Below are 19670 nucleotides of genomic sequence, written 5' to 3'. Positions count from 1 at the left end.
CTTTAGATAGTATTGCTTTATATGAGTAAACCAACTAATAGTGAATTTATTGCAATGGTAGCAGATAAATTAAGACTTAAAAATAAAGTGGGCTAGAATAGTGATATCAAGTGTTTCATGAAAAAGATAAGCCGACTAATTACTAAACGACACTCATAATTTTACAATTTAATAACAGTTAATCAGATTGTTAAAACACCTTTAATATATTGGTTAGAAATCAATATAATGGAGGTGCTTTTATTTTGCCTAGAATTACGAAGAGAACTAAAGAATTAAATGATATTATATTTGACTACTTAGAATATTGTAATTATAAAAATCTAAGTAACAAAACTATTAAATCCTATTCTCAAACTTTATTGCTATTTGCAAAATACTTGGAAGAGGAGAAGCAGATAACAGACATAAAAAAGGTTGATAAAAATGTAGTTGAAGAATATTTAAAGTTTACAAAAGAAAGAGGAAAATACTCTTATACATCCAGTATAGATACTCTTAATAAAAATTATATGGATATGAGGAGTGATATTAACAAGCCAATATCTAATAGTACCTTGAATAGTTATCTTAGAAATATTAAAGCTTTTTTCACTTACCTTGAGGATAATAATATTGTAAAAAATAGTAATATTCATGAATGTAAGTCTATTAAAGTAGAAAGAAAAGCTAAGGAACAATTAACAGATGCAGAATTTAATAAGCTGATTAAATCTATAGATTGTACAAAATACAGTGAATTTAGGGATTATACAATAGTTAACTTAATATTCGATACTGGAATGAGGTTAAATGAAACATTAAATCTTACAATTGATGATGTCGATATCATGCGAAGAACTATTTTAATTCCTGCTGAGATTAATAAAGGTAAAAAGGATAGAGTTGTTTTTTATTCTGATAAAATGTCAAAGATTTTTCAGCGATGGCTAAAGTTTAAGGACAACTATGTTGAGAATGAATTATTATTTCCCACACAGAGAAGTACAAATTTATCTATATCAAATTTTGAAAGAAATTTTAAAATATATCTAAAAAGAAGTTCTATTAATAAAAATATTACACCGCATGGACTAAGAAATAATTTTGCTAGGAGATGTTTGTTGAGTGGTATGCCATTAGTTATATTGAGTAAAATATTAGGTCATAGTTTTGTAACTATAACAGAGGCGGCTTATTTAGATTTACAAAACGAAGATTTGAGAAGAAAGTATAAAAATTATAGTCCATTAATGAACCTGAAATAAAATAAAGGGCAAGTATTCGCAGTACTCACCCTTTGGAAAATTTAATATTGTTTTATAGAGCCTTGCAACTCTACTCTAGTTACTATAAATTATAATTCAAAAAAATTATAGTTGCAAGAGCTTTATTTCTTATACACTTTTTTAGTGATAAGTTAGTTGCACAAGCTTTGAAACAACTCTAAATAAGTTCATGGGTTAGCTATGCCGATGCAATAAAATAGCCATAATATTATTCGCTTATATGCCCTTCTATGTGTTTAAGTGTAAGGTAGTAATATTATGAGAGGTGAAGGCGACCAATAACCTATAAACAACGGCTTGAAGGAAATCTAGCACTCTAAGGGGTGGGTAAACATTAGTAATAAATAAAACAATATGGATAGATTTATATTGGTAAAACTAATGTGCATTAAGCAGTAACATAGAAGTACTAAGCAAAGTTCTCAATCGTAAACCAAACAAATTAATAGTTATTTTACTTATGTCTATAATTATTTTTTATAGATGTAGGTAAAATAACTATATCACTTCAGTAACTCATCGTTCCCAAACAATGAAGCCTTCGGTGAGTAAAGTCAAGAGTTTTATTTAAACATTATCATAAACATAATAAAAAGAACTTAGTGATTAGTAAAATAATTGCCTTAAGTAAAATTAATATACTTTATATGTTATTATAATAATATAATGTAAGAGGAGTGATGATATGTCATTGTTTAAAAATAAAGAATTAGAACGATTAAAAGAAGAATATGCACGATTAAAGGAAGATAACGAACAGTTAAGGGAAATGTCAGGACTTAATTGTATTGAAAAATTCCAAATACAAAAGACAGATTTAGAAAAAGAGCTAGCTGATATGGAGCAAAACAAACTTAACCTACAAAATGATTTAGAAAATATACAAAAGCAAATAATTATTCTTAATGATGAACTGTTAATGCAAAGTTTTGGTTTGTATGAACCGTTATATGATTTTGCTAATTCAGAACAATATAAAGAAAGACTTAAAAACATAAGAGATTTACAAAAAACTATGATTAGAAATAAAAGTGCTGTTGAGTATTTTGATGGTTGGACGATTGATGGAAGTACAGCCAAAGGTAGAAAAATGACAAATGATAACATTAAACAAATAATCAGAACATTTAATGTAGAATGCGAAAGTGTTGTAGAAAAGGTTAAGTTTAATAATATCGAAAGTATCAAAAAGAGAATAGAAAAATCTTTTGATGATTTAAACAAAATTAACGAAACCAATAGAGTAGAATTAACTCGTGAATTTTTAGATTTAAAAATAGAAGAGCTAAATTTAGCTTATGAATATCAAGTCAAGAAACAAGAAGAAAAAGAAGAGCAAAAACAGCTAAGAGAACGATTAAAAGAAGAGGCTAAACTTCAAAAAGAATTAGAAGAAGCAAAGAAGAATATTACAAAAGATTTAACTCATTTTAATAATGCTTTGAATGATATAACTAAACAATTAAATAACAACAATTTATCAGACGAAGAAAGGAATAATCTATTATTAAAGCAAAATGATATTGAGAGTAAAATAAGTCAATTAAGTGATGAGTTAAAAGATGTAGACTATAGGCAGAGCAATCAAAAGGCGGGTTATATATATGTTATATCTAATATCGGTGCTTTTGGTGAGAATATTTATAAAATAGGTATGACTCGTAGGCTTAATCCCCAGGAAAGAATAGATGAATTAGGAAGTGCTTCTGTACCATTCAATTTTGATGTACATGCCATGATTTTTACAGAAGATGCTCCTGCGTTAGAAAACGCTTTACATAAGGCTTTTGATAGTAAGAAAGTAAACATGATAAATAAAAGAAAGGAATTCTTTAATGTTACTTTAGATGAAATCAAAGAAGTTATAAAATCAAATTACGACAAAACTGTTGAGTTTAAGAATACTGTTGAAGCTGAACAATATAGAGAATCTTTAAAACTAAAATCAAAATAGTTTTTATAAATAAACACAATCTCTAATAGAATCTAGTTCTATGAAAGTAACTGTAGGTTATAAAATATGGGCTAAAATGCCACAGGAAGAGCAAGAAAAGTTCTTTAATGAAATAGGTAGGGATAAGATTAAGAGTCTTACACAAAAGGCTACAGAGGCGTATGTGAGTATATATACTAATATTTTAAACTATGTTAGTATTATATTACAATTACAAATATTAGGGGGAGTTTTATGTGTTCAGCTAGAATGGGTCTAGGTTCCGATTTTACAGCAATTGCAAGAAGAGATAGTGAATTGTTAAATAAGTGCAATGAAGAGTTAAAAAAGTACGATGGAATCAAGTTGACGGAAGAAAATTATCAATATATATCTTATGAAAAGTCTATGATAGAAACAGAGCAAAATAAATATATTTTAAGTATAATAGTATTTTCAGCATTAGCTGTTGAATCATATATATATGATTATGGGGCAAGAAGGTTAGGAGATAATATTATGAAAGACCACTTAGATAAATTGGATATCATTAGTAAGTGGGTGATAATTCCTAAGATGATAACAGGTAAAAGTATTGACAAAAGTGGAGAAGGATATTGTCGATTAAAAGAATTGATTCAATGTAGAAATTCTATAGTACATAATAAGTCAACACCAATAGAGATGAGTAATATTGAAGATTTTTTGGAAAAAGTTGAATCCAAAGATGATAACTTAACAAAGGTAGCAAGTAAATCTATTAAAACATTAGAGATATTAGCAGAAGAGATTGAAAATATTGATTCACAAGAACGTGCCAAATTTAGGTTGTGTTCTATATCTAGTATTAAAGATACATTAAAAGTGTAGTTAATGATTTATATAGTTAAAAGGTCATTGAAAGGGTGAATAGCCCTAAAAGATTATAATTTTTATAATAATAGAAATTTTATTTTAAGTAGGATTACCAAATTAGGTAGTCCTTTTTTATTATTGTAAAATTTTTAACCTTCTGCAAAACCCTATAATAGCACTCTTAAATTCCCATTGAACTCCATTATCTCCATTTTGACTAAATCCGTAGAATATATCAGATAGTTTCCTAAGACCGTATACAAGTTCTTCTTTATCTAAATTATTATATTTAAATTCAAAGTCATAAAATAGTCCATTTAAGTAATCAATAGCTTTGAGTGTATCGTTTCTAGTCCAATCATCATTTTCTTTTTTTAAAAGAAGTTTTAACTTCTCTGTATATTCTTTATTATCATTCATTGTAATACCTCCTAAATAATTATATAAATATATTTATTCTAAGGTCTATATAAATATAACTATAAGAATATGGTTTTAAGATTGAATGTCATGGGAGTTTTTATATTTGCACTCAAAACCACTAGTATTATTTTAAGATGTAGTAAATGGAATCTAATTACAATAAAATTATTCTTATTCATCTATAGTAATCATGTGGAAAAATATTACATCTATGATATAATATAATAAAATGCAAATAAATAGGAGGTAGAGTGATGAAAATAAGATTAATAAGTGATAGAGAGGTTTTATACACAACAGAAAACACAGAGATTTTAAGCATCTTTCCCATTGAACACGCAGAAATACAAATAAGAAGAGGAAATGAGATATTTTTTTATTTATATGAACATAGTACCTATAATATCAAAGAAAATTTTATGGAAGTATATTTAAATTTAATAGATATTGCGGATGTAGATGAAAGTAATGAAGAAAAAGCAGAGGAAATAAAAAGAACTCATATAAACATCAACAACAATTCATCAAATTCTATAAAAGAAACAAGTAATATAAAAACATCATTTACTGCCTCAGAATTAGAAGGATTATTTGATGATTTATTTTAATAAGGGTGTCATAAATTAAATATAGATATAGGATAGTTAGTATTTTATACTATATCCTATATCTTTTTATATTCTTAAATCTAATGTTTTCATAAATATTCTAGGTAGATTATGAACATCTACTTCTCTAACTAATTTCATTATACCTCTCATATCAATCAGCTCTAAATTATCTATTTTAGAGTATACTTCCCATGCATTTTTATGGAATTTACCAGTGCAAACAATAACACCACTATCAGCACCATCAATAGTTATGCTACCAATCAACTTCTGGCATATTTCCCTTCCGACATAGTTGTTTTCAGCAAAATGTTTACATTCAACATAAATCATACTTTCGTTTTTATCATATAAAATAATATCCTTGCCACCATCACAGGTTTCAGGAGTGAGTTCAACAACATATCCCATATTTTTGTATAGTTCAGATATAAAAACTTCAAATTCTCTAGGTGACATCTCTCTAATCATCCGTTCTATTTGTCTATGAGAATAATTGATTTTTCTAAAATGAATTAGGTTGTAGATGTATTTAATATCATAGACAATAACTTTTATAATTGCTTTCAACAAACTTATTGATGCCATTAATATCCACATAAATAAAGTAAATAATATATTGCAAGGATTTAAATAGCTTTTAATTCTTCTTTTCATACTAAAAGGTTTGTATATTTTATATTTACTCATGATGTTCACCTACCTTAATCTTTAGTATAGTAGTTTTTTATAAAATTATTCGTTCCAATATGAACATTTAATAGGCTATTATACAATAAAAAAGGCCATACCCCTTGGTACGGCCTTAGTCTCCATCCACAATTATCATAAATTCAGAAATTGTGCAATCTAAAAAATTACATATCTTTTCCAAGTTTCCTAGGCTTATAGATGAAGTTTCATTATTGCAGATTTTCTTTAAAGCATTGTCAGCTATTTTAGTTTCCTTTGAAAGCTTATATCTACTTACGTTTTTTTCTTCTAGTAATTCTGCTAGTCTAAATTTTATCACTATATACACCTCCTAAATATATTATATCATACTTGTAAATAATATATTTCAAGGTAATGTAAAAAAATAAAAATATTTTCAATATGTTATTTACAAATACACTATCTTGAGATATACTAAAACTATAAGATAAATAACTTAAATAAAACATATGATAATAAATTAAATATCGTTTCAAACGGCCTGTTTTAACACACAAGGGGGATGGTAAAGTGATTGTAAACTTAGAAGAAATGAGACAAGAATATATAATGCTAGAAATGGCATTAAGAAACGAAAGAGAATACGAAGAGTTCTTAAAGAGAAATAACTTGAAAAAGAGTTGGGACACCTGGGACATATTCGCTGAAGAGAAATGGGGATATTAAAAATCAAGTAATGGTGTAAGTTTGCACCACAATTAAAAATAGGGAGGATATAAAAAATGAATAAAAATGTAACTAGAAAAATCAACGAGATTAAGGAAACTGTCAATTGTTTCTTTGCTAATGCAGATGTTGAAGAGAATAACGTAGTGCTAGTTAATAAGAATGATGAAGATAATGTAATAGTATTTGAGCGAGGGTTTAATTACTATTGGAGTAATAATAATGGATTGGCCATACATATAGGTGACATAGAAAATAAAATAGATATACCAGTAAGCAATGTAGAAGAGGATGAATGTGACTTAGATACATTATATTTAGATAATTACATGCTAACAGTTTTATAATTACTTCAAAAAAATAAAAAAGGGGTGTCGACTAATCACCCCTTGACCAAAACTTGTCAAAGGTTGATACTAATAAAAAAGTAGATGCCGAAACATCTACTCTGCCATACAAGCAACATATAATGTCAAATTACATAATAAAGCGAATTTATACTTACATATATACTATCGACATTATAATTAAAAACTACATACTTAAATAAAAATAAAATATAATCAAATTGAAGTTAGAGTGATGACAGTACAAGATGCTTTACATCAATTAAAACTAGAGATATCTGAGAATGAAAATAGAAAGGATTTTAGTTTTAGTAAAAATGCGAAGTGGGCTGAAGAGTTAAAAAAGGAATATAGTAAAATTGCCAGAGAAAGAATGATTAACCCTATGCAAGATTTTGCAGAGGGTAGTATAGGGAATACAAGAGATAAAATAGCCAAAGATTTAGATATTGGTTCAGGAGAAACATATAGAAAAGCACAATACATATATAACAATGCACCAGAAGAATTAATTCAACAACTAGATGATGAGAAATTATCTATTAATAAAGCATACATAACGTTAAAAGAGCAATTAATTGAAGAAAAGAACAAAGCTAAATCACTGGAACAAAAACTTAAGCAAGAGCAGTCCAAGCCACCTAAAGATGACATGATACTAGAAGAACTTTGTAAAATATTAAGTGTTAATAGTAAAATAAAAGGAAATTATATACTAAAGTAGAATAATTAGTAGATAGCTTTAACAGATAAGAAATATATAAATGATATAATTAAATATATTTAGAGAGGTGAATAAGATGAAAGAACATGAGTATAAAGGATTTAAATTTACAACCGATAAAGGGATTAAATGTATTATAGTTGAAAATACCTTTTCATCTGAATATGCAATAATAGATATTAGTGATTATAAAATTTTAGCAAGTGATAAATATGAGAATTTAGAAAAATTAATTCAAATAATTAAGTATGGATTTTAAAATAAATCTTATCTTTATTTATGAAAAGATAATAATAGTGGTTTGATGAATCAAATTAAATTCCAAATTTTAAGTGAAGAAAGTGATGGAATATGTAAATGTTATGAAAAGCAAAAAAAAGAATCTATAACATTTAAACATATGAAAATATATAGATAACGTGTACTAATTATATTAACTTTATATAATATAAAAGTAAATAAGGATGTGTACAAGTATGTACATAAAATAGTATAAGGAGAGATAAGTATGAAGTATGTAAAATTATTAAAAGAAGAATCTAAGGTGGCTTATGTAGATGATTTATCTTATCATGGAGTAGAGAATGCAATTGATTCAATATTTAATATGGGTGGTATAAATACAAGCACCATAGAACCTACATTAAAGCTAGGTCAGTCTGGAGAATATATTTTTGGTGGGAATAAAAAGTCAAAAACAATATTTATAAAAGTAAAAGAAGATATGGAAAATGGTAAATATGTCTTGCTGATGAGAGAAAAATAGTTATAGTAAATTAATCAATTTTAAATTAAATTTAAAAAGAGTAGTTAACATTTATTCCAATTGTATATATTTGTGATATATTATATTGGAATAAATGTTAATATATGATATAATTAAGTATATACATATTAAAAATATAATCATTTGTGGATTATATTTAGGGGTCATTTTATGAGAAAGGCACATTTGTCGTGCCAAATTAATTCCAATAATTTTTTTAATAGTTCTTAGAAAATTTAATATAAGAGTTTTTATTTGTGTATTTTAGATTAACAAAATAATTATACCTAAAACTATGTAAAGTCTTTTTTAAGCCTATTATTACAATGGCTTTATTTGTGTATTATAAAATATTTATATACTACTTATTAACTAAAAGTAACAATTATGAGAGGGAGAAAAATAAGACATAACTAGGGGAATTAAATATGAACATATTAGAGGTATTAGAGATAAATTATATGAAGGAATATAAAATAATGGAAGGTGATTGCTTTGAAAAAGCTAAATAGCCAAAAGATATCTGAACCACCTGAAAATTCAAAAGAGGCAATATATCGAGACGTGTCTATCTCATTACTTATTCCACATATACAAAAAGAAATAAATAATTATTATAAAGATTACTTGACAGAATTGCCAATAGTTTTTCCATATAGTGTAGATATAGTAAGTGCTAAAAGAAAATATGGAAGTGGATATTTAATCGAATTAGAAGTTATAGCACACCCATTTGTTGGGCCAATTAATACTGTTGGTGATGATAGGATGATAATTGAAACTGGAGCATTTGGTTCAGTTGAGATTAAAGAATTTGAACACATTAAGAGTTATCCACTGCCTTGGAACTGGCAACACATAATAAAGAAACCATATTAAATTAGCTTAATTATAGACTACATTGTTTATATGTAGTCTATGTACAAAATAAATAAATACAGTACGTTTGGCTTAGGCTACACGAGATATATCGAAGGAGAGATGTAAATGAATAAACAGGAAAGACAATTATTATTAAAAAAATTAATGGCTAATGAAATTAAAAAAATGAGAAAGGTTATTAAAAAGTATAACCATGAGCCGCTATTATACACACCAGTAGAAATAAGTGAATCTGAGAATTTGGAAGATACTGTAGCAGGCCGTATAACTAAAGATAAGAAAGAATTTGATTTTCGATTGAAGACATAATAACTACTTGTGGTTTGACTGCTAAGAGTGGAAAAGGAAATGTAAATGACCAGTTTAGAAGCATTATAATTGATTTGGTTAATAGAAGTGTCTTAGAAATTAAAAATAGTAAAGATATTACTACTTATAAAATTAATGAGTTAATAAGATGTAATTATAATCCATTTACTGAAACAGAGGATATGAAAAGTTGACTTTCTGTGTATCATGATAATTATTTGAAACTTATTTTTGTTATACATAGATTCAAAAGTTATCTTTTATGTAAATATATTTCACGCTTAATATAAATCATATAAAAATACTGATTCATCTAGGAGGTTCAAACCTATTAGTACCAATGGATTAAGGGGACAAGAATATAAAAACATAAAGACATCTAGAATATCGATTATTCTCAACTAGTAATTAAAAGCTGGAATAAATATAATTATTTTCTGAAAGAATGTTGTTATTTTTATGTATATATTTCAAAATTAATATGAGTGACTCAATAGTTGCTTTTTTAAATTATGTACATTATATTGCAATTCATATTATAATTGGTATATAGATACAGTATAATTTAATATATACTTGTTTTATATAACGAATTATCAACATGTTATACATAGAAAGAAGGTGAGCTTTAGTGGGAGTTTGGTACTTATGATACATTCTCTCACTAAAGATAAAGGATGAATATCGAAATTAGAGAGGTTACATCAGAAAACTTGAAAGAAGTTTTATCTTTGCATGTAAGTGAATCACAAAAATCATATGTGGAGTCTACAAAACAATGTCTGAAAGATGCCATAGAATGTAATTGCTATCGACCAGCAGGGCTTTATAAGGATGGGAGTATAGTTGGGTTTGCAATGTATGGATTTTTTCCTCGGGAGGAAAAAAGTGGTCGCGTATGGTTGGACAGATATTTAATCGATGAGCATTTTCAAGGAAAAGGACTCGGAAATATCATGTTAGAGGCATTAATTACGCACCTTATTAAGATATATAATTGTAATGAAATTTATTTAAGTCTTTACGAAGATAATAAGCGAGCTCTGCATTTATATCAAAAATTTGGCTTTCAATTTAATGGGGAGTTGGACATCAATGGAGAAAAAGTAATGATAAAGGTATTATAGATACTAATTTATTGATATATTTTCAACACTGTTTTAAAACACAGCCTAAATTTATAAGGAGAGATAAGTATGAAACTTTTTGAAAAAACCATCAGCGAAGAATATAAGTTTAAAGGACAAGTAATAAATTTAAAAGTCCAACAAGTGGAGCTACCCAATGGCAAAATTGGTTATAGAGAGCTTGTAGAGCATCCTGGAGCAGTTGCTATAGTGGCTTATCTAGATTCTAATACTGTACTTATGGTAGAACAATTTAGAAAATCTATAGATGAAATAATCTTAGAAATACCAGCTGGGAAAATAGAAAAGGGAGAAGATATCAAACTTTGTGGTATTCGAGAGCTAGAAGAGGAAACTGGATATAAGGCCAAAAATTTCGACTACTTAGGTAAGGTAGTAACTGCTCCTGGATTTACTGATGAATATATATATTTATATAAGGCTACAGAATTATATAAAGGTGAAGTAAATAGAGATGAGGACGAATTTATAAATGTAAAATCATATAATATAGATGATATTAAAAAGATGGTTAAAAGTGGGGAAATTATAGACGGAAAAACTATTGCAGCACTATCATATTTGTAAAGTGAGTAATAGGTAAATTTTAAGTGAATGGAATATTCTCCTTAGTTGAGGCATAGGTATAAACTAGTTATTAAATAAACTAAGGGGGAATATGTATGACATTTAGAAGCTTAATAGATAGTTTTAATAAACATTTTTATGAAAATATTTGGATGTATTTACTAACAATATTATTTATGGCCACTGGAATGATTCTAGGACTTTATTGTGTTAAGTATATGGGAGATGTGGACAAGAATACCTTAATTAACTATATAACTGCTTTTGGTTCATCATCAACCTTAGATGGATTATCTAATAAAGACATATTAATGGGAGCTTTAAAAAATAATTTACCGATTATAATTGGATTTTGGTTTTTGGGGTTAACTGTAGTAGGACTTCCAATAATAATTTTGCTTAATATTTATAAAGGTTTTTCTCTTGGATTTACCTTTAGTTTTTTTATATATGGCTTAAAAGAAAAAGGATTATTACTATCACTTTTAGGGGTTTTACCACAAAATCTTATATATATACCATGTTTAATATTTTTATCCGTACTATCTATTGAATTTTCTATATGTATAGTAAAAGAAAAGTTTACAAAAAAATATTCACCTAGTGGTAATAATTCAGTAAGAAGTTATACAATTATGTTTTTAATTACAACTGGAGTTATGTTTATTGGATTTTTATTTGAGTCTTTTATTACACCTATACTTATTAATTTTGCTTTAAAGGGATTAGGAGCATAAAGTATGAGGGATGACATTAGAAAATTCTTAATTATATATGCAGAGTGCTTCATAATAATATTTGTTATGGGGGGAGTTTTACCTAATATATTAGATCATGTGCTAAATCATTTTTACAATCAGCCTGGGACTTATGAAAATAGTATTTTAGTAGGTGGACAACTGATAAAGCCCTTAGAGATATTATATAATTATATGTATATATTTAATTCTATATTGAGATAAAGGAAGAATAGATATAAAATTTTAACTTACAAATTGACATATTTAAATAATCATGTACTATTAAATTATGTGCCACTGCTAAAATTCATGTAAATTTAGTAGTGATACATAATTTATTTTATTTAGTTATATATTTTTAAGCATCTGTGGTAAAATATAATATATATTAGTGACTAAGAAGAAAGGAAGTATATCATGGATAGAAAAGTAGTTTTAGTTGTGCTAGACAGTGTGGGCATTGGGGAACTTCCAGATGCAGAGCTTTATGGAGACAAGGGTAGTAACACTTTAGATAATATAGCAAAAAATGTTAAAGGTTTTTCGATTCCAAACTTAGAGGCTTTGGGAATAGGCTCAATAGAAGGCGTGGAAAACCTTATCAAATGTGAAAACCCAGAAGGAATATATGGAAGATGTAGTGAGCTTTCAAAAGGAAAGGATACTATTACAGGGCATTGGGAAATGGCAGGAGTAATTTTAGAAACACCTCTTCAAACTTATCCCAATGGTTTTCCAAAAGAAATAATGGATGAATTTGAAGCTAAGATAGGCAGAAAAACTTTAGGAAATGTAGTTGCTTCAGGTACAGCTATTATTGAAGAATTAGGTGAAGAGCATATAAAAACTGGATATCCTATAATTTACACTTCTGCAGATAGCGTATTTCAGATCGCGGCTAATGAAGATATAATACCTTTAGAGGAATTATATAAAATGTGCGAAATTGCAAGAGAAATGTTAGTTGGAGATAAAATGGTAGGCAGAGTAATTGCTAGACCTTTTAAAGGGATGAAAAAAGGAGAATTTGTAAGAACAGCTAATAGACATGATTATGCTCTAGAGCCTTTTAATAAAACTGCTTTAGAGTATGTAAGTGAAGCTGGGCTAACTGTGGCAGCTGTAGGTAAAATTAAAGATATATTTACAGGAAAAGGTGTTACAGAATCCGTATCTATAAAGGACAATATGGATGGAGTGGATAAGACTTTACAGATGATGAAGTCTCATTCTAAAGGATTCATATTTACAAACTTAGTAGATTTTGATATGAAGTTTGGGCATAGAAATGATGTAGAAGGATACGCTAAAGCTCTAGAGGAATTTGATGATAGGCTACCAGAACTTAAAGAAGCTTTAGGAGATAATGATGTACTAATCATTACTGCAGATCATGGGTGTGATCCAACTACTGAAGGTACAGATCACTCAAGAGAATATGTACCTGTGCTTGTATATGGAAAAAATCTTAAAGAAGATATAAATCTAGGTACTAGAAATGGATTCTGCGATATGGGTAAAACTATATTAGATCTACTTGATATTGAAAATGATTTAGTAGGAAAGAGTTTTAAGGATTTAATTATATAGTTAAAAATCTAAATTTCACGAAAAATCTTATATGATTAAAAATATAAGACTAATATGGGGAATAAAATTCTTAATAAACAAATTACAATATATGAATTGCTAAAAGGGAATAATATATTGTAATTTGTTATTAATAATATTAATTTAACTAACTAGTCAAACAAAAAATAAATTAGCAAGCAAATAATATAACTAAATAAAAATTATGAAACACATGAAGTAAAGGAGAAATTTTAATGGATATTAAAGTAATTAGTGAGAGTGTAGATTATATAAAATCTAAGTTAAGTTTTGAACCAGAAGTAGGTATTATATTAGGATCTGGTCTTGGAGATATGGCTGATAAAGTAGAAGATAGAGTAGTAATAAAATATTCAGAAGTGCCTAATCTTCCAGTGTCTACAGTACATGGTCATGCAGGACAATTTGTATGTGGTACTTTAGAAGGTAAAAAAGTTATTATGATGCAAGGTAGGTTCCATTATTATGAAGGCCATCCTATGAGTGTATTGGCACTTCCAATACACATTATGAAATATATAGGGGTTAAATCTTTAATAGTAACTAATGCTTGTGGTGGAGTTAATACTAGCTTTGTGCCAGGAGATTTAATGATGATTACAGATCATATAAATTTTGCAGGTACAAATCCACTTATAGGTAAAAATGAAGAAGAAATAGGACCAAGATTCCCGGATATGTCTACAGCTTATGATAGAGAGTATTTAAAATTAGCTAAAGAAGTGGGAACATCTCTTGATATAGAGTTAAAAGAAGGTGTATACATGATGTTCACAGGTCCAACCTATGAGACACCAGCAGAGGTAAGAATGGCAAGAATATTAGGTGCTGATGCGGTAGGAATGTCAACAGTTCCAGAAGTTACTGCAGCAAATCACTGTGGACTTAGAATACTAGGAATTTCATGTATAACTAACATGGCAGCTGGAATATTAGATCAGCCTTTAAACCATGAAGAAGTAATAGAAACTTCTGCTAAAGTAAAATCAAAATTTGTTTCTTTAGTTAAAGGAATAGTTAGAAAACTATAATAGTTGGCCATTTCATGACTTAAATTAAATATAAAGGTATAAAGCGGGGTATTGTTATGAGAATGTATGATTTAATTCTAAAAAAGAGAAATGGTGGAGAGCTTTCTACAGAAGAGATAAATTACTTTGTAGAGAACTATACAAAGGAAGAGATTCCAGATTATCAAGTATCTGCTCTTTTAATGGCTATATATTTTCAAAAAATGAATAAAAGAGAAACCTCAGATTTAACTATGGCCATGGTACATTCTGGAGATATACTAGACTTAAGTGAAATTAAAGGGGTTAAGGTAGATAAGCACAGTACAGGAGGAGTGGGAGATACTACAACTTTAGTACTTACACCTATGGTAGCAGCCCTTGGAATACCAGTAGCTAAAATGTCAGGTAGGGGATTAGGGCATACGGGTGGAACTATAGATAAGTTAGAGTCATTTAAAGGTTTTTCCGTGGAAATGCCTACAGAAAAATTTATTGATAACGTTAATACCATTAAAATAGCAGTGGGAGGTCAGACTGGAGACTTAGCACCAGCTGATAAAAAGTTATATGCATTAAGAGATGTTACAGCAACAGTTGACAATGTTTCTTTAATTGCATCTAGTATTATGAGTAAAAAAATAGCTTCAGGAGCCGACGCTATAGTTTTAGATGTTAAAGTTGGAGATGGAGCTTTCATGAAAAATACGGAATCTGCTAAAGAATTAGCTACAGAAATGGTTTCTATAGGAAAACATATTGGACGTAATACTATAGCTGTAATTTCTGATATGGATCAACCACTAGGACTTGCAATTGGTAATGTTTTAGAAGTAGAAGAAGCTATAAATACGTTAAAAGGTAATGGTCCTGAGGATTTATTAAATCTTTCTTTAGCGCTAGGAAGTCGTATGGTAATGTTAGCAGGAAAGGCAGACACTGCAGAAGAAGCTGAAGCTATGTTAAAAGAAACTATAACTTCAGGAGTAGCTATAGAAAAGCTTAAGGAATTTGTTAAAGCACAAGGTGGAGATATAGAGTGTATAGATAATACAGACCTATTTCCTAAAGCTAAGTATGTAGTACCAGTAATCGCAGATAATAGTGGTGTAGTTAAAAAAATTCATGCTGAAAATCTAGGAATAGTTGCCATGGAGCTTGGAGCAGGAAGAGCTACTAAGGAAAGTGAAATAGATTTAGCAGTAGGAATAGTTTTAAATAAAAAACGTGGTGATAAAGTAGAGAAAGGTGACACTATAGCTTATGTTCATAGTAATAATGAGGGCCTTATTGAAAAAGCTAAGATAGACATCTTAAAGAACTACGAAATAGTTGAAGGATATAAAAATGACATACCACTAATACATGAAGTAATTAGTTAATATTTATTAAAGGAAGCTGAATCTAAGTAATCTCTAGAATTACTTAGATTCAGCTTATTTTTATTTCTGTAAAGTAATTTCTACAGCTTAAGGATATAAATTCTATTTTAGGGAACTCTAATTAGGAAAGGATTTAGAAAATAAAATTTCTAAATTTCTAGGATAATTTTTTAGATTGAGGTAAAAATAACCTCAAAATAATTGTTTTGGAGGTCGGTTATGAAAAAGAATAAATTTATTTTGACTCTATTATTATCCGTAATACTTTCATTGCAGGCGATAATACTTCCAACAGCTTTTGCTGATGATGAAATAAAAAGTGAGCCTGCAGATAATATAATAGGGTTTGAACCACAAGCAAAATCAGTAATACTATTAGAACCTAATTCAGGAAAAGTCATTTATGAAAAGAATGCAGATCAACAATTTGCACCTGCTTCTGTTACTAAAATAATGACCATGTTACTTGCTATGGAAGCTATAGATGATGGAAGAATAACTCTTAAGGATAAAATAGTTTGTAGCGAAAAAGTTAAATCTATGGGTGGAAGTAGTATGATATTGGATACTGGAGAAGTGAGAACAGTAGAAGAAATTCTAAAGGGTATAGGTATAGCATCAGGAAATGATGCGGCAGTTGCTATGTCAGAGTTCTTAGAGGGCAGTGAAGAAGCTTTTGTAGTAAAGATGAATGAAAGAGCCAAAGAACTTGGCATGACTAATACTCATTTCGAAAATGCCACAGGGCTTAGCGCACCAGGACATTTAAGTACAGCTAAAGATATTTCTATAATGTCCAGAGAACTTCTAAAACATCCAACTATTTTAAATTATTCTTCTATATATATGGAAACTATATCAGAAGGAAGAAAAACACCAATTGAGTTAGTTAACCATAATAAATTAGTGAGATTTTATAAAGGTTGTGATGGACTAAAGACAGGATTTACACAAGAAGCTATGTATTGTATATCTGCTACAGCAACTAGAGATAATGTAAGAATGCTTACAGTAATAATGGGAGCACCTTCTTATAAACAAAGGAATGCAGATGCAAGTAAACTTATGGATTTTGGATTTTCCAAATATCAAAGTAAAATCATATTAGCTAAAGATGAAGATGCACAACAAATACCATTAAACAAAAAAGGTGATTCTTTCTACATAGCAAAGGCAAAGGATGATTTAAAGATAACTATAGAAAAGGGTGCTGAGGAAGAATTAACTAAAAAGATAAGTGTTAATCATGAGCAAAAGAAAATAAATGCAGGTGATATAGTTGGATACTGTGAAGTTTATAATGGAGATGAATTACTAGGAAAAGTAGAATTATATAGTGATAGAGAAGTAAAACAATCACAGTTCTTTAAAAATGTTAAGGATATGTTCTCAAATATTTTTGATCATTCAATATAAAGAATAAAAAATAGAATATCTGTATAAAATATATCTGTAAAAGTAAATTTAAAGTTCAGTTAAATGCTATGGTTATCAGTTATAATATACAACCCCAAATGTATAAGGCTGATATAAAAAATTCCTCTAAAATTTTTAGAGGAATTTTTTGTCTAAAAATAAGTTAAAGTAATTTATATGAATTAATCTGCTACTTAAAAGCACTACGGGTGACACTTTAAATACTCCACATTTTTAAAAGATATGAAGGATGAATACCATTAATCCCTAATGAATAAAGCAACATTTTAAAATGTTAAATATTTAAATAGTTCTCTTTATAACTTTTTAAAATGCTAAAATGACATAAGTATAATTGAATATATTACTTAAAGGAAATATACCTAATTCTTTTTATGAAAATTTTATATGTTCAGTGAGTATAATAAGTTTATATATCAAAATAATAATTGTCATAATTGAAATATGATATTTGTACTATTGTAATTTAAACTAAATTTAGAGTATAATTTAAAATGAGAGTTTTTATGCTAGAATATATATTCTAGCATTTGTCATAGAAATAATTTTGTTGTAAGGAAGGTGAAATTATGGCATTAACAATTAAAACTTCAAATTTTGAGGGCCCCTTTGACCTTTTATTACACTTAATAAAAAAGAATCAAATGGATATATATAATATAAGCATTTTAGATATAACCAATCAATACATAGTATATTTAAATGAAATGAAGGAATTAGATCTAGATATAGCATCAGAATTTATTGTTATGGCTACCACATTGATTGAATTAAAGTCTAAGGTGTTACTTCCTAAAAATAAGGAATTAGAAGTTGAAGAAGTTGATGATGCACAGGAACTTATAGATAAATTAGTCCAATATAAAAAATTCAAAAATGTAGCCGAATTTTTAGGAAGAAGACAAATGAACACAGGAGTTATGTTTACAAAAAGACCTGAAATTATTGAAGATACCAGAGAAAAAAAGCAAGATGCTAAAGAATTACTTAAAGGTATAGCTATGATGGATTTATATAATATGTATATTGAGCTTATGGAGATATACAAAAATAAGATGAATGAGAGCTTTAACATAGAAGAGAGAGTGCAGGTTGAGGTATTTAAAATAGAAGATAAGATGGAGTACTTAAAAGAGATTTTAGTGGAGAGTAAAAATACCACATTTACTAGCATAATAAAAGAAAGTAGAAGTAAAACAGAGATTATTGTAACCTTTTTAGCCTTGCTAGAATTAATAAAGCTAAAGGATGTAAGAGTGGTTCAGCATGGAAACTTTGGTGAAATATATTTAGAAGGTGTGATAAGAGATGAATAAACATGATAATTTCAATCATGAGGACATAGAAGATAATAATGATAGCTTAAATAGAATAAATAAAAAAGATGTAGGTATAGATATTAATCATAGAAATGAAATAGAGAAAGCATCTAAGGAGTTAGAGTACCAATTAGACTATAATATAGGTAAATCTAAATATGAAAGATATTTTTCTATAATAGAATCCTTATTATATGTAACAGGAGACCCGTTAGAAATTGCGACCATAGCTAGTATTTTGGAATGTTCAGTAGAATTTGCTACAGAACTGTTAAAGGTGTTAGAAAAAATATATGAGGGCGATGAATCTCGAGGTGTTAAACTAATATGTATTAATAAATCGTATCAACTTGGTACAAAACCTATAAATAGCGATCATGTTCAAATGCTATTAAAGACAAATGTTAGACAATCATTGTCTAGAGCTGCTCTAGAAACTTTATCTATAATTGCATATAAGCAACCTATAACTAGGATAGAAGTTGAGGATATAAGAGGAGTTAAAAGTGATAGGGCTATTAGTACATTAGTAGAAAAGGGACTTATAAAAGAGTCCGGAAAGAAAAATGTCATAGGTAGACCAAACCTTTATGCCACTACTGATGAGTTCTTAAAACATTTTGATTTCACATCCTTAGGAGAATTACCAGTTTTAGAGGATTTTATGGAAGATAATGAATTGAAGGAAAAAGATATTGAAGAAAATAAAAATTAAATTATAAAAATGTATATTAAATGAGATAAAGGTGTCTTTGAAAAATGAATTAATCTTAAATTCATATTGAGCATGCTCTTATATTATTATCGTTTAGCCGTTTCAGAATATTGATTTACCAAAGCATTTATTCAATGTAAAATCTACAGGTATAAACTCAAACAAGTTGAGTTGCTTCCGATTTTACTATTCATAAATACTAAGTAATAAAATATTTATTGAGTTTCTTCTAATTAAATTAGA

25 protein-coding genes are annotated in these 19670 nt (G+C 28.0%); 22 read left to right on the top strand and 3 right to left on the bottom strand.

Annotation, left to right across the window (positions count from 1 at the left end):
• Positions 1 to 245: 245 nt before the first annotated feature.
• From B3W71_RS12010 to B3W71_RS11995, 4 genes are all read left to right on the top strand, one after another.
• Positions 246 to 1247: a tyrosine-type recombinase/integrase gene (locus B3W71_RS12010; RefSeq protein ID WP_346889167.1), complete on the top strand. Its 1002-nt coding sequence runs from the start codon at positions 246 to 248 to the stop codon at positions 1245 to 1247.
• Between the two features lie 706 nt (positions 1248 to 1953).
• The gene (locus B3W71_RS12005) at positions 1954 to 3222 is read left to right on the top strand and encodes a DUF4041 domain-containing protein (RefSeq protein WP_346889166.1); all 1269 of its coding nucleotides are present in this window, start codon (positions 1954 to 1956) and stop codon (positions 3220 to 3222) included.
• Between the two features lie 40 nt (positions 3223 to 3262).
• Positions 3263 to 3481 (top strand): hypothetical protein, encoded by a 219-nt coding sequence (locus B3W71_RS12000; RefSeq protein WP_346889165.1) that lies wholly within the window; start codon positions 3263 to 3265, stop codon positions 3479 to 3481.
• On the top strand, positions 3457 to 4071 hold the full coding sequence (locus tag B3W71_RS11995; protein WP_346889164.1) for a hypothetical protein: 615 nt from the start codon (positions 3457 to 3459) through the stop codon (positions 4069 to 4071). Before B3W71_RS12000 ends, B3W71_RS11995 begins: the two co-directional genes overlap by 25 nt.
• Before the next feature lie 120 nt (positions 4072 to 4191).
• Here the strand turns inward: B3W71_RS11995 and B3W71_RS11990 are convergent, their stop codons facing one another.
• Positions 4192 to 4476 (bottom strand): hypothetical protein, encoded by a 285-nt coding sequence (locus tag B3W71_RS11990; RefSeq protein ID WP_346889163.1) that lies wholly within the window; start codon positions 4474 to 4476, stop codon positions 4192 to 4194.
• Between the two features lie 257 nt (positions 4477 to 4733).
• Between B3W71_RS11990 and B3W71_RS11985 the strand changes: the two genes are divergently transcribed.
• Entirely contained in the window at positions 4734 to 5087 is a 354-nt protein-coding gene (locus B3W71_RS11985; RefSeq protein WP_346889162.1) for a hypothetical protein, read from the top strand.
• A 66-nt stretch (positions 5088 to 5153) separates the two neighbouring features.
• On the opposite strand, the gene B3W71_RS11980 is transcribed toward B3W71_RS11985, so the two are convergent.
• Complete coding sequence (locus tag B3W71_RS11980) at positions 5154 to 5780, bottom strand: restriction endonuclease (protein ID WP_346889161.1); 627 nt, start codon at positions 5778 to 5780, stop codon at positions 5154 to 5156.
• Between the two features lie 115 nt (positions 5781 to 5895).
• Complete coding sequence (locus B3W71_RS11975; RefSeq protein WP_346889160.1) at positions 5896 to 6102, bottom strand: helix-turn-helix transcriptional regulator; 207 nt, start codon at positions 6100 to 6102, stop codon at positions 5896 to 5898.
• A 212-nt stretch (positions 6103 to 6314) separates the two neighbouring features.
• On the opposite strand from B3W71_RS11975, the gene B3W71_RS11970 reads away from it, so the two are divergent.
• The 17 genes from B3W71_RS11970 to scpB all read left to right on the top strand — a co-directional run bounded on the left by B3W71_RS11970 (position 6315) and on the right by scpB (position 19427).
• Complete coding sequence (locus B3W71_RS11970) at positions 6315 to 6470, top strand: hypothetical protein (protein WP_346889159.1); 156 nt, start codon at positions 6315 to 6317, stop codon at positions 6468 to 6470.
• Between the two features lie 56 nt (positions 6471 to 6526).
• On the top strand, positions 6527 to 6817 hold the full coding sequence (locus B3W71_RS11965) for a hypothetical protein (RefSeq protein WP_346889158.1): 291 nt from the start codon (positions 6527 to 6529) through the stop codon (positions 6815 to 6817).
• 235 nt (positions 6818 to 7052) lie between these two features.
• The gene (locus tag B3W71_RS11960) at positions 7053 to 7541 is read left to right on the top strand and encodes a hypothetical protein (RefSeq protein WP_346889157.1); all 489 of its coding nucleotides are present in this window, start codon (positions 7053 to 7055) and stop codon (positions 7539 to 7541) included.
• A 76-nt stretch (positions 7542 to 7617) separates the two neighbouring features.
• Complete coding sequence (locus B3W71_RS11955; protein WP_346889156.1) at positions 7618 to 7800, top strand: hypothetical protein; 183 nt, start codon at positions 7618 to 7620, stop codon at positions 7798 to 7800.
• A 249-nt stretch (positions 7801 to 8049) separates the two neighbouring features.
• Complete coding sequence (locus tag B3W71_RS11950; RefSeq protein WP_346889155.1) at positions 8050 to 8307, top strand: hypothetical protein; 258 nt, start codon at positions 8050 to 8052, stop codon at positions 8305 to 8307.
• Between the two features lie 495 nt (positions 8308 to 8802).
• Positions 8803 to 9186 (top strand): DUF3888 domain-containing protein, encoded by a 384-nt coding sequence (locus B3W71_RS11945; RefSeq protein WP_346889154.1) that lies wholly within the window; start codon positions 8803 to 8805, stop codon positions 9184 to 9186.
• 108 nt (positions 9187 to 9294) lie between these two features.
• Positions 9295 to 9498, top strand: a complete 204-nt coding sequence (locus B3W71_RS11940; RefSeq protein WP_346889153.1) for a hypothetical protein — start codon at positions 9295 to 9297, stop codon at positions 9496 to 9498.
• 677 nt (positions 9499 to 10175) lie between these two features.
• Positions 10176 to 10625 carry a GNAT family N-acetyltransferase gene (locus B3W71_RS11935; RefSeq protein ID WP_346889152.1) on the top strand — a complete coding sequence of 150 codons (450 nt, stop codon included), beginning with the start codon at positions 10176 to 10178 and terminating at the stop codon, positions 10623 to 10625.
• Between the two features lie 69 nt (positions 10626 to 10694).
• On the top strand, positions 10695 to 11213 hold the full coding sequence (locus B3W71_RS11930) for an NUDIX hydrolase (protein WP_346889151.1): 519 nt from the start codon (positions 10695 to 10697) through the stop codon (positions 11211 to 11213).
• A 95-nt stretch (positions 11214 to 11308) separates the two neighbouring features.
• Positions 11309 to 11950: a stage II sporulation protein M gene (gene spoIIM, locus B3W71_RS11925; RefSeq protein WP_346889150.1), complete on the top strand. Its 642-nt coding sequence runs from the start codon at positions 11309 to 11311 to the stop codon at positions 11948 to 11950.
• Between the two features lie 3 nt (positions 11951 to 11953).
• Entirely contained in the window at positions 11954 to 12175 is a 222-nt protein-coding gene (locus B3W71_RS11920; protein ID WP_346889149.1) for a hypothetical protein, read from the top strand.
• Between the two features lie 195 nt (positions 12176 to 12370).
• On the top strand, positions 12371 to 13543 hold the full coding sequence (locus B3W71_RS11915) for a phosphopentomutase (protein ID WP_346889148.1): 1173 nt from the start codon (positions 12371 to 12373) through the stop codon (positions 13541 to 13543).
• Between the two features lie 236 nt (positions 13544 to 13779).
• Entirely contained in the window at positions 13780 to 14595 is an 816-nt protein-coding gene (locus tag B3W71_RS11910) for a purine-nucleoside phosphorylase (protein ID WP_346889147.1), read from the top strand.
• A 56-nt stretch (positions 14596 to 14651) separates the two neighbouring features.
• On the top strand, positions 14652 to 15956 hold the full coding sequence (locus tag B3W71_RS11905; RefSeq protein WP_346889146.1) for a pyrimidine-nucleoside phosphorylase: 1305 nt from the start codon (positions 14652 to 14654) through the stop codon (positions 15954 to 15956).
• A 219-nt stretch (positions 15957 to 16175) separates the two neighbouring features.
• On the top strand, positions 16176 to 17372 hold the full coding sequence (locus B3W71_RS11900; protein WP_346889145.1) for a D-alanyl-D-alanine carboxypeptidase family protein: 1197 nt from the start codon (positions 16176 to 16178) through the stop codon (positions 17370 to 17372).
• A 590-nt stretch (positions 17373 to 17962) separates the two neighbouring features.
• Entirely contained in the window at positions 17963 to 18709 is a 747-nt protein-coding gene (locus B3W71_RS11895) for a segregation/condensation protein A (RefSeq protein WP_346889144.1), read from the top strand.
• Complete coding sequence (gene scpB / locus B3W71_RS11890; protein ID WP_346889143.1) at positions 18702 to 19427, top strand: SMC-Scp complex subunit ScpB; 726 nt, start codon at positions 18702 to 18704, stop codon at positions 19425 to 19427. The genes B3W71_RS11895 and scpB overlap by 8 nt, the downstream gene beginning before the upstream one ends.
• Positions 19428 to 19670: the final 243 nt, after the last annotated feature.

The sequence above is a fragment of the Clostridium sp. UBA1056 genome (genome assembly GCA_002316385.1).
Classification (GTDB): Bacteria; Bacillota; Clostridia; order Clostridiales; family Clostridiaceae; genus Clostridium_J.
Note: the sequence above shows the minus strand (reverse complement) of the source record. Positions and strands in the feature narration are given on the sequence as shown.

Coding starts and splice junctions, on each gene's coding strand:
- B3W71_RS12005 (WP_346889166.1), top strand. CDS start 1,954: ATGTCATTGTTTAAAAATAAAGAATTAGAACGATTAAAAGAAGAATAT.
- B3W71_RS12000 (WP_346889165.1), top strand. CDS start 3,263: ATGAAAGTAACTGTAGGTTATAAAATATGGGCTAAAATGCCACAGGAA.
- B3W71_RS11995 (WP_346889164.1), top strand. CDS start 3,457: ATGTGTTCAGCTAGAATGGGTCTAGGTTCCGATTTTACAGCAATTGCA.
- B3W71_RS11990 (WP_346889163.1), bottom strand. CDS start 4,476: ATGAATGATAATAAAGAATATACAGAGAAGTTAAAACTTCTTTTAAAA.
- B3W71_RS11985 (WP_346889162.1), top strand. CDS start 4,734: ATGAAAATAAGATTAATAAGTGATAGAGAGGTTTTATACACAACAGAA.
- B3W71_RS11980 (WP_346889161.1), bottom strand. CDS start 5,780: ATGAGTAAATATAAAATATACAAACCTTTTAGTATGAAAAGAAGAATT.
- B3W71_RS11965 (WP_346889158.1), top strand. CDS start 6,527: ATGAATAAAAATGTAACTAGAAAAATCAACGAGATTAAGGAAACTGTC.
- B3W71_RS11960 (WP_346889157.1), top strand. CDS start 7,053: ATGACAGTACAAGATGCTTTACATCAATTAAAACTAGAGATATCTGAG.
- B3W71_RS11955 (WP_346889156.1), top strand. CDS start 7,618: ATGAAAGAACATGAGTATAAAGGATTTAAATTTACAACCGATAAAGGG.
- B3W71_RS11950 (WP_346889155.1), top strand. CDS start 8,050: ATGAAGTATGTAAAATTATTAAAAGAAGAATCTAAGGTGGCTTATGTA.
- B3W71_RS11940 (WP_346889153.1), top strand. CDS start 9,295: ATGAATAAACAGGAAAGACAATTATTATTAAAAAAATTAATGGCTAAT.
- B3W71_RS11935 (WP_346889152.1), top strand. CDS start 10,176: ATGAATATCGAAATTAGAGAGGTTACATCAGAAAACTTGAAAGAAGTT.
- B3W71_RS11930 (WP_346889151.1), top strand. CDS start 10,695: ATGAAACTTTTTGAAAAAACCATCAGCGAAGAATATAAGTTTAAAGGA.
- spoIIM (WP_346889150.1), top strand. CDS start 11,309: ATGACATTTAGAAGCTTAATAGATAGTTTTAATAAACATTTTTATGAA.
- B3W71_RS11920 (WP_346889149.1), top strand. CDS start 11,954: ATGAGGGATGACATTAGAAAATTCTTAATTATATATGCAGAGTGCTTC.
- B3W71_RS11915 (WP_346889148.1), top strand. CDS start 12,371: ATGGATAGAAAAGTAGTTTTAGTTGTGCTAGACAGTGTGGGCATTGGG.
- B3W71_RS11910 (WP_346889147.1), top strand. CDS start 13,780: ATGGATATTAAAGTAATTAGTGAGAGTGTAGATTATATAAAATCTAAG.
- B3W71_RS11905 (WP_346889146.1), top strand. CDS start 14,652: ATGAGAATGTATGATTTAATTCTAAAAAAGAGAAATGGTGGAGAGCTT.
- B3W71_RS11900 (WP_346889145.1), top strand. CDS start 16,176: ATGAAAAAGAATAAATTTATTTTGACTCTATTATTATCCGTAATACTT.
- B3W71_RS11895 (WP_346889144.1), top strand. CDS start 17,963: ATGGCATTAACAATTAAAACTTCAAATTTTGAGGGCCCCTTTGACCTT.
- scpB (WP_346889143.1), top strand. CDS start 18,702: ATGAATAAACATGATAATTTCAATCATGAGGACATAGAAGATAATAAT.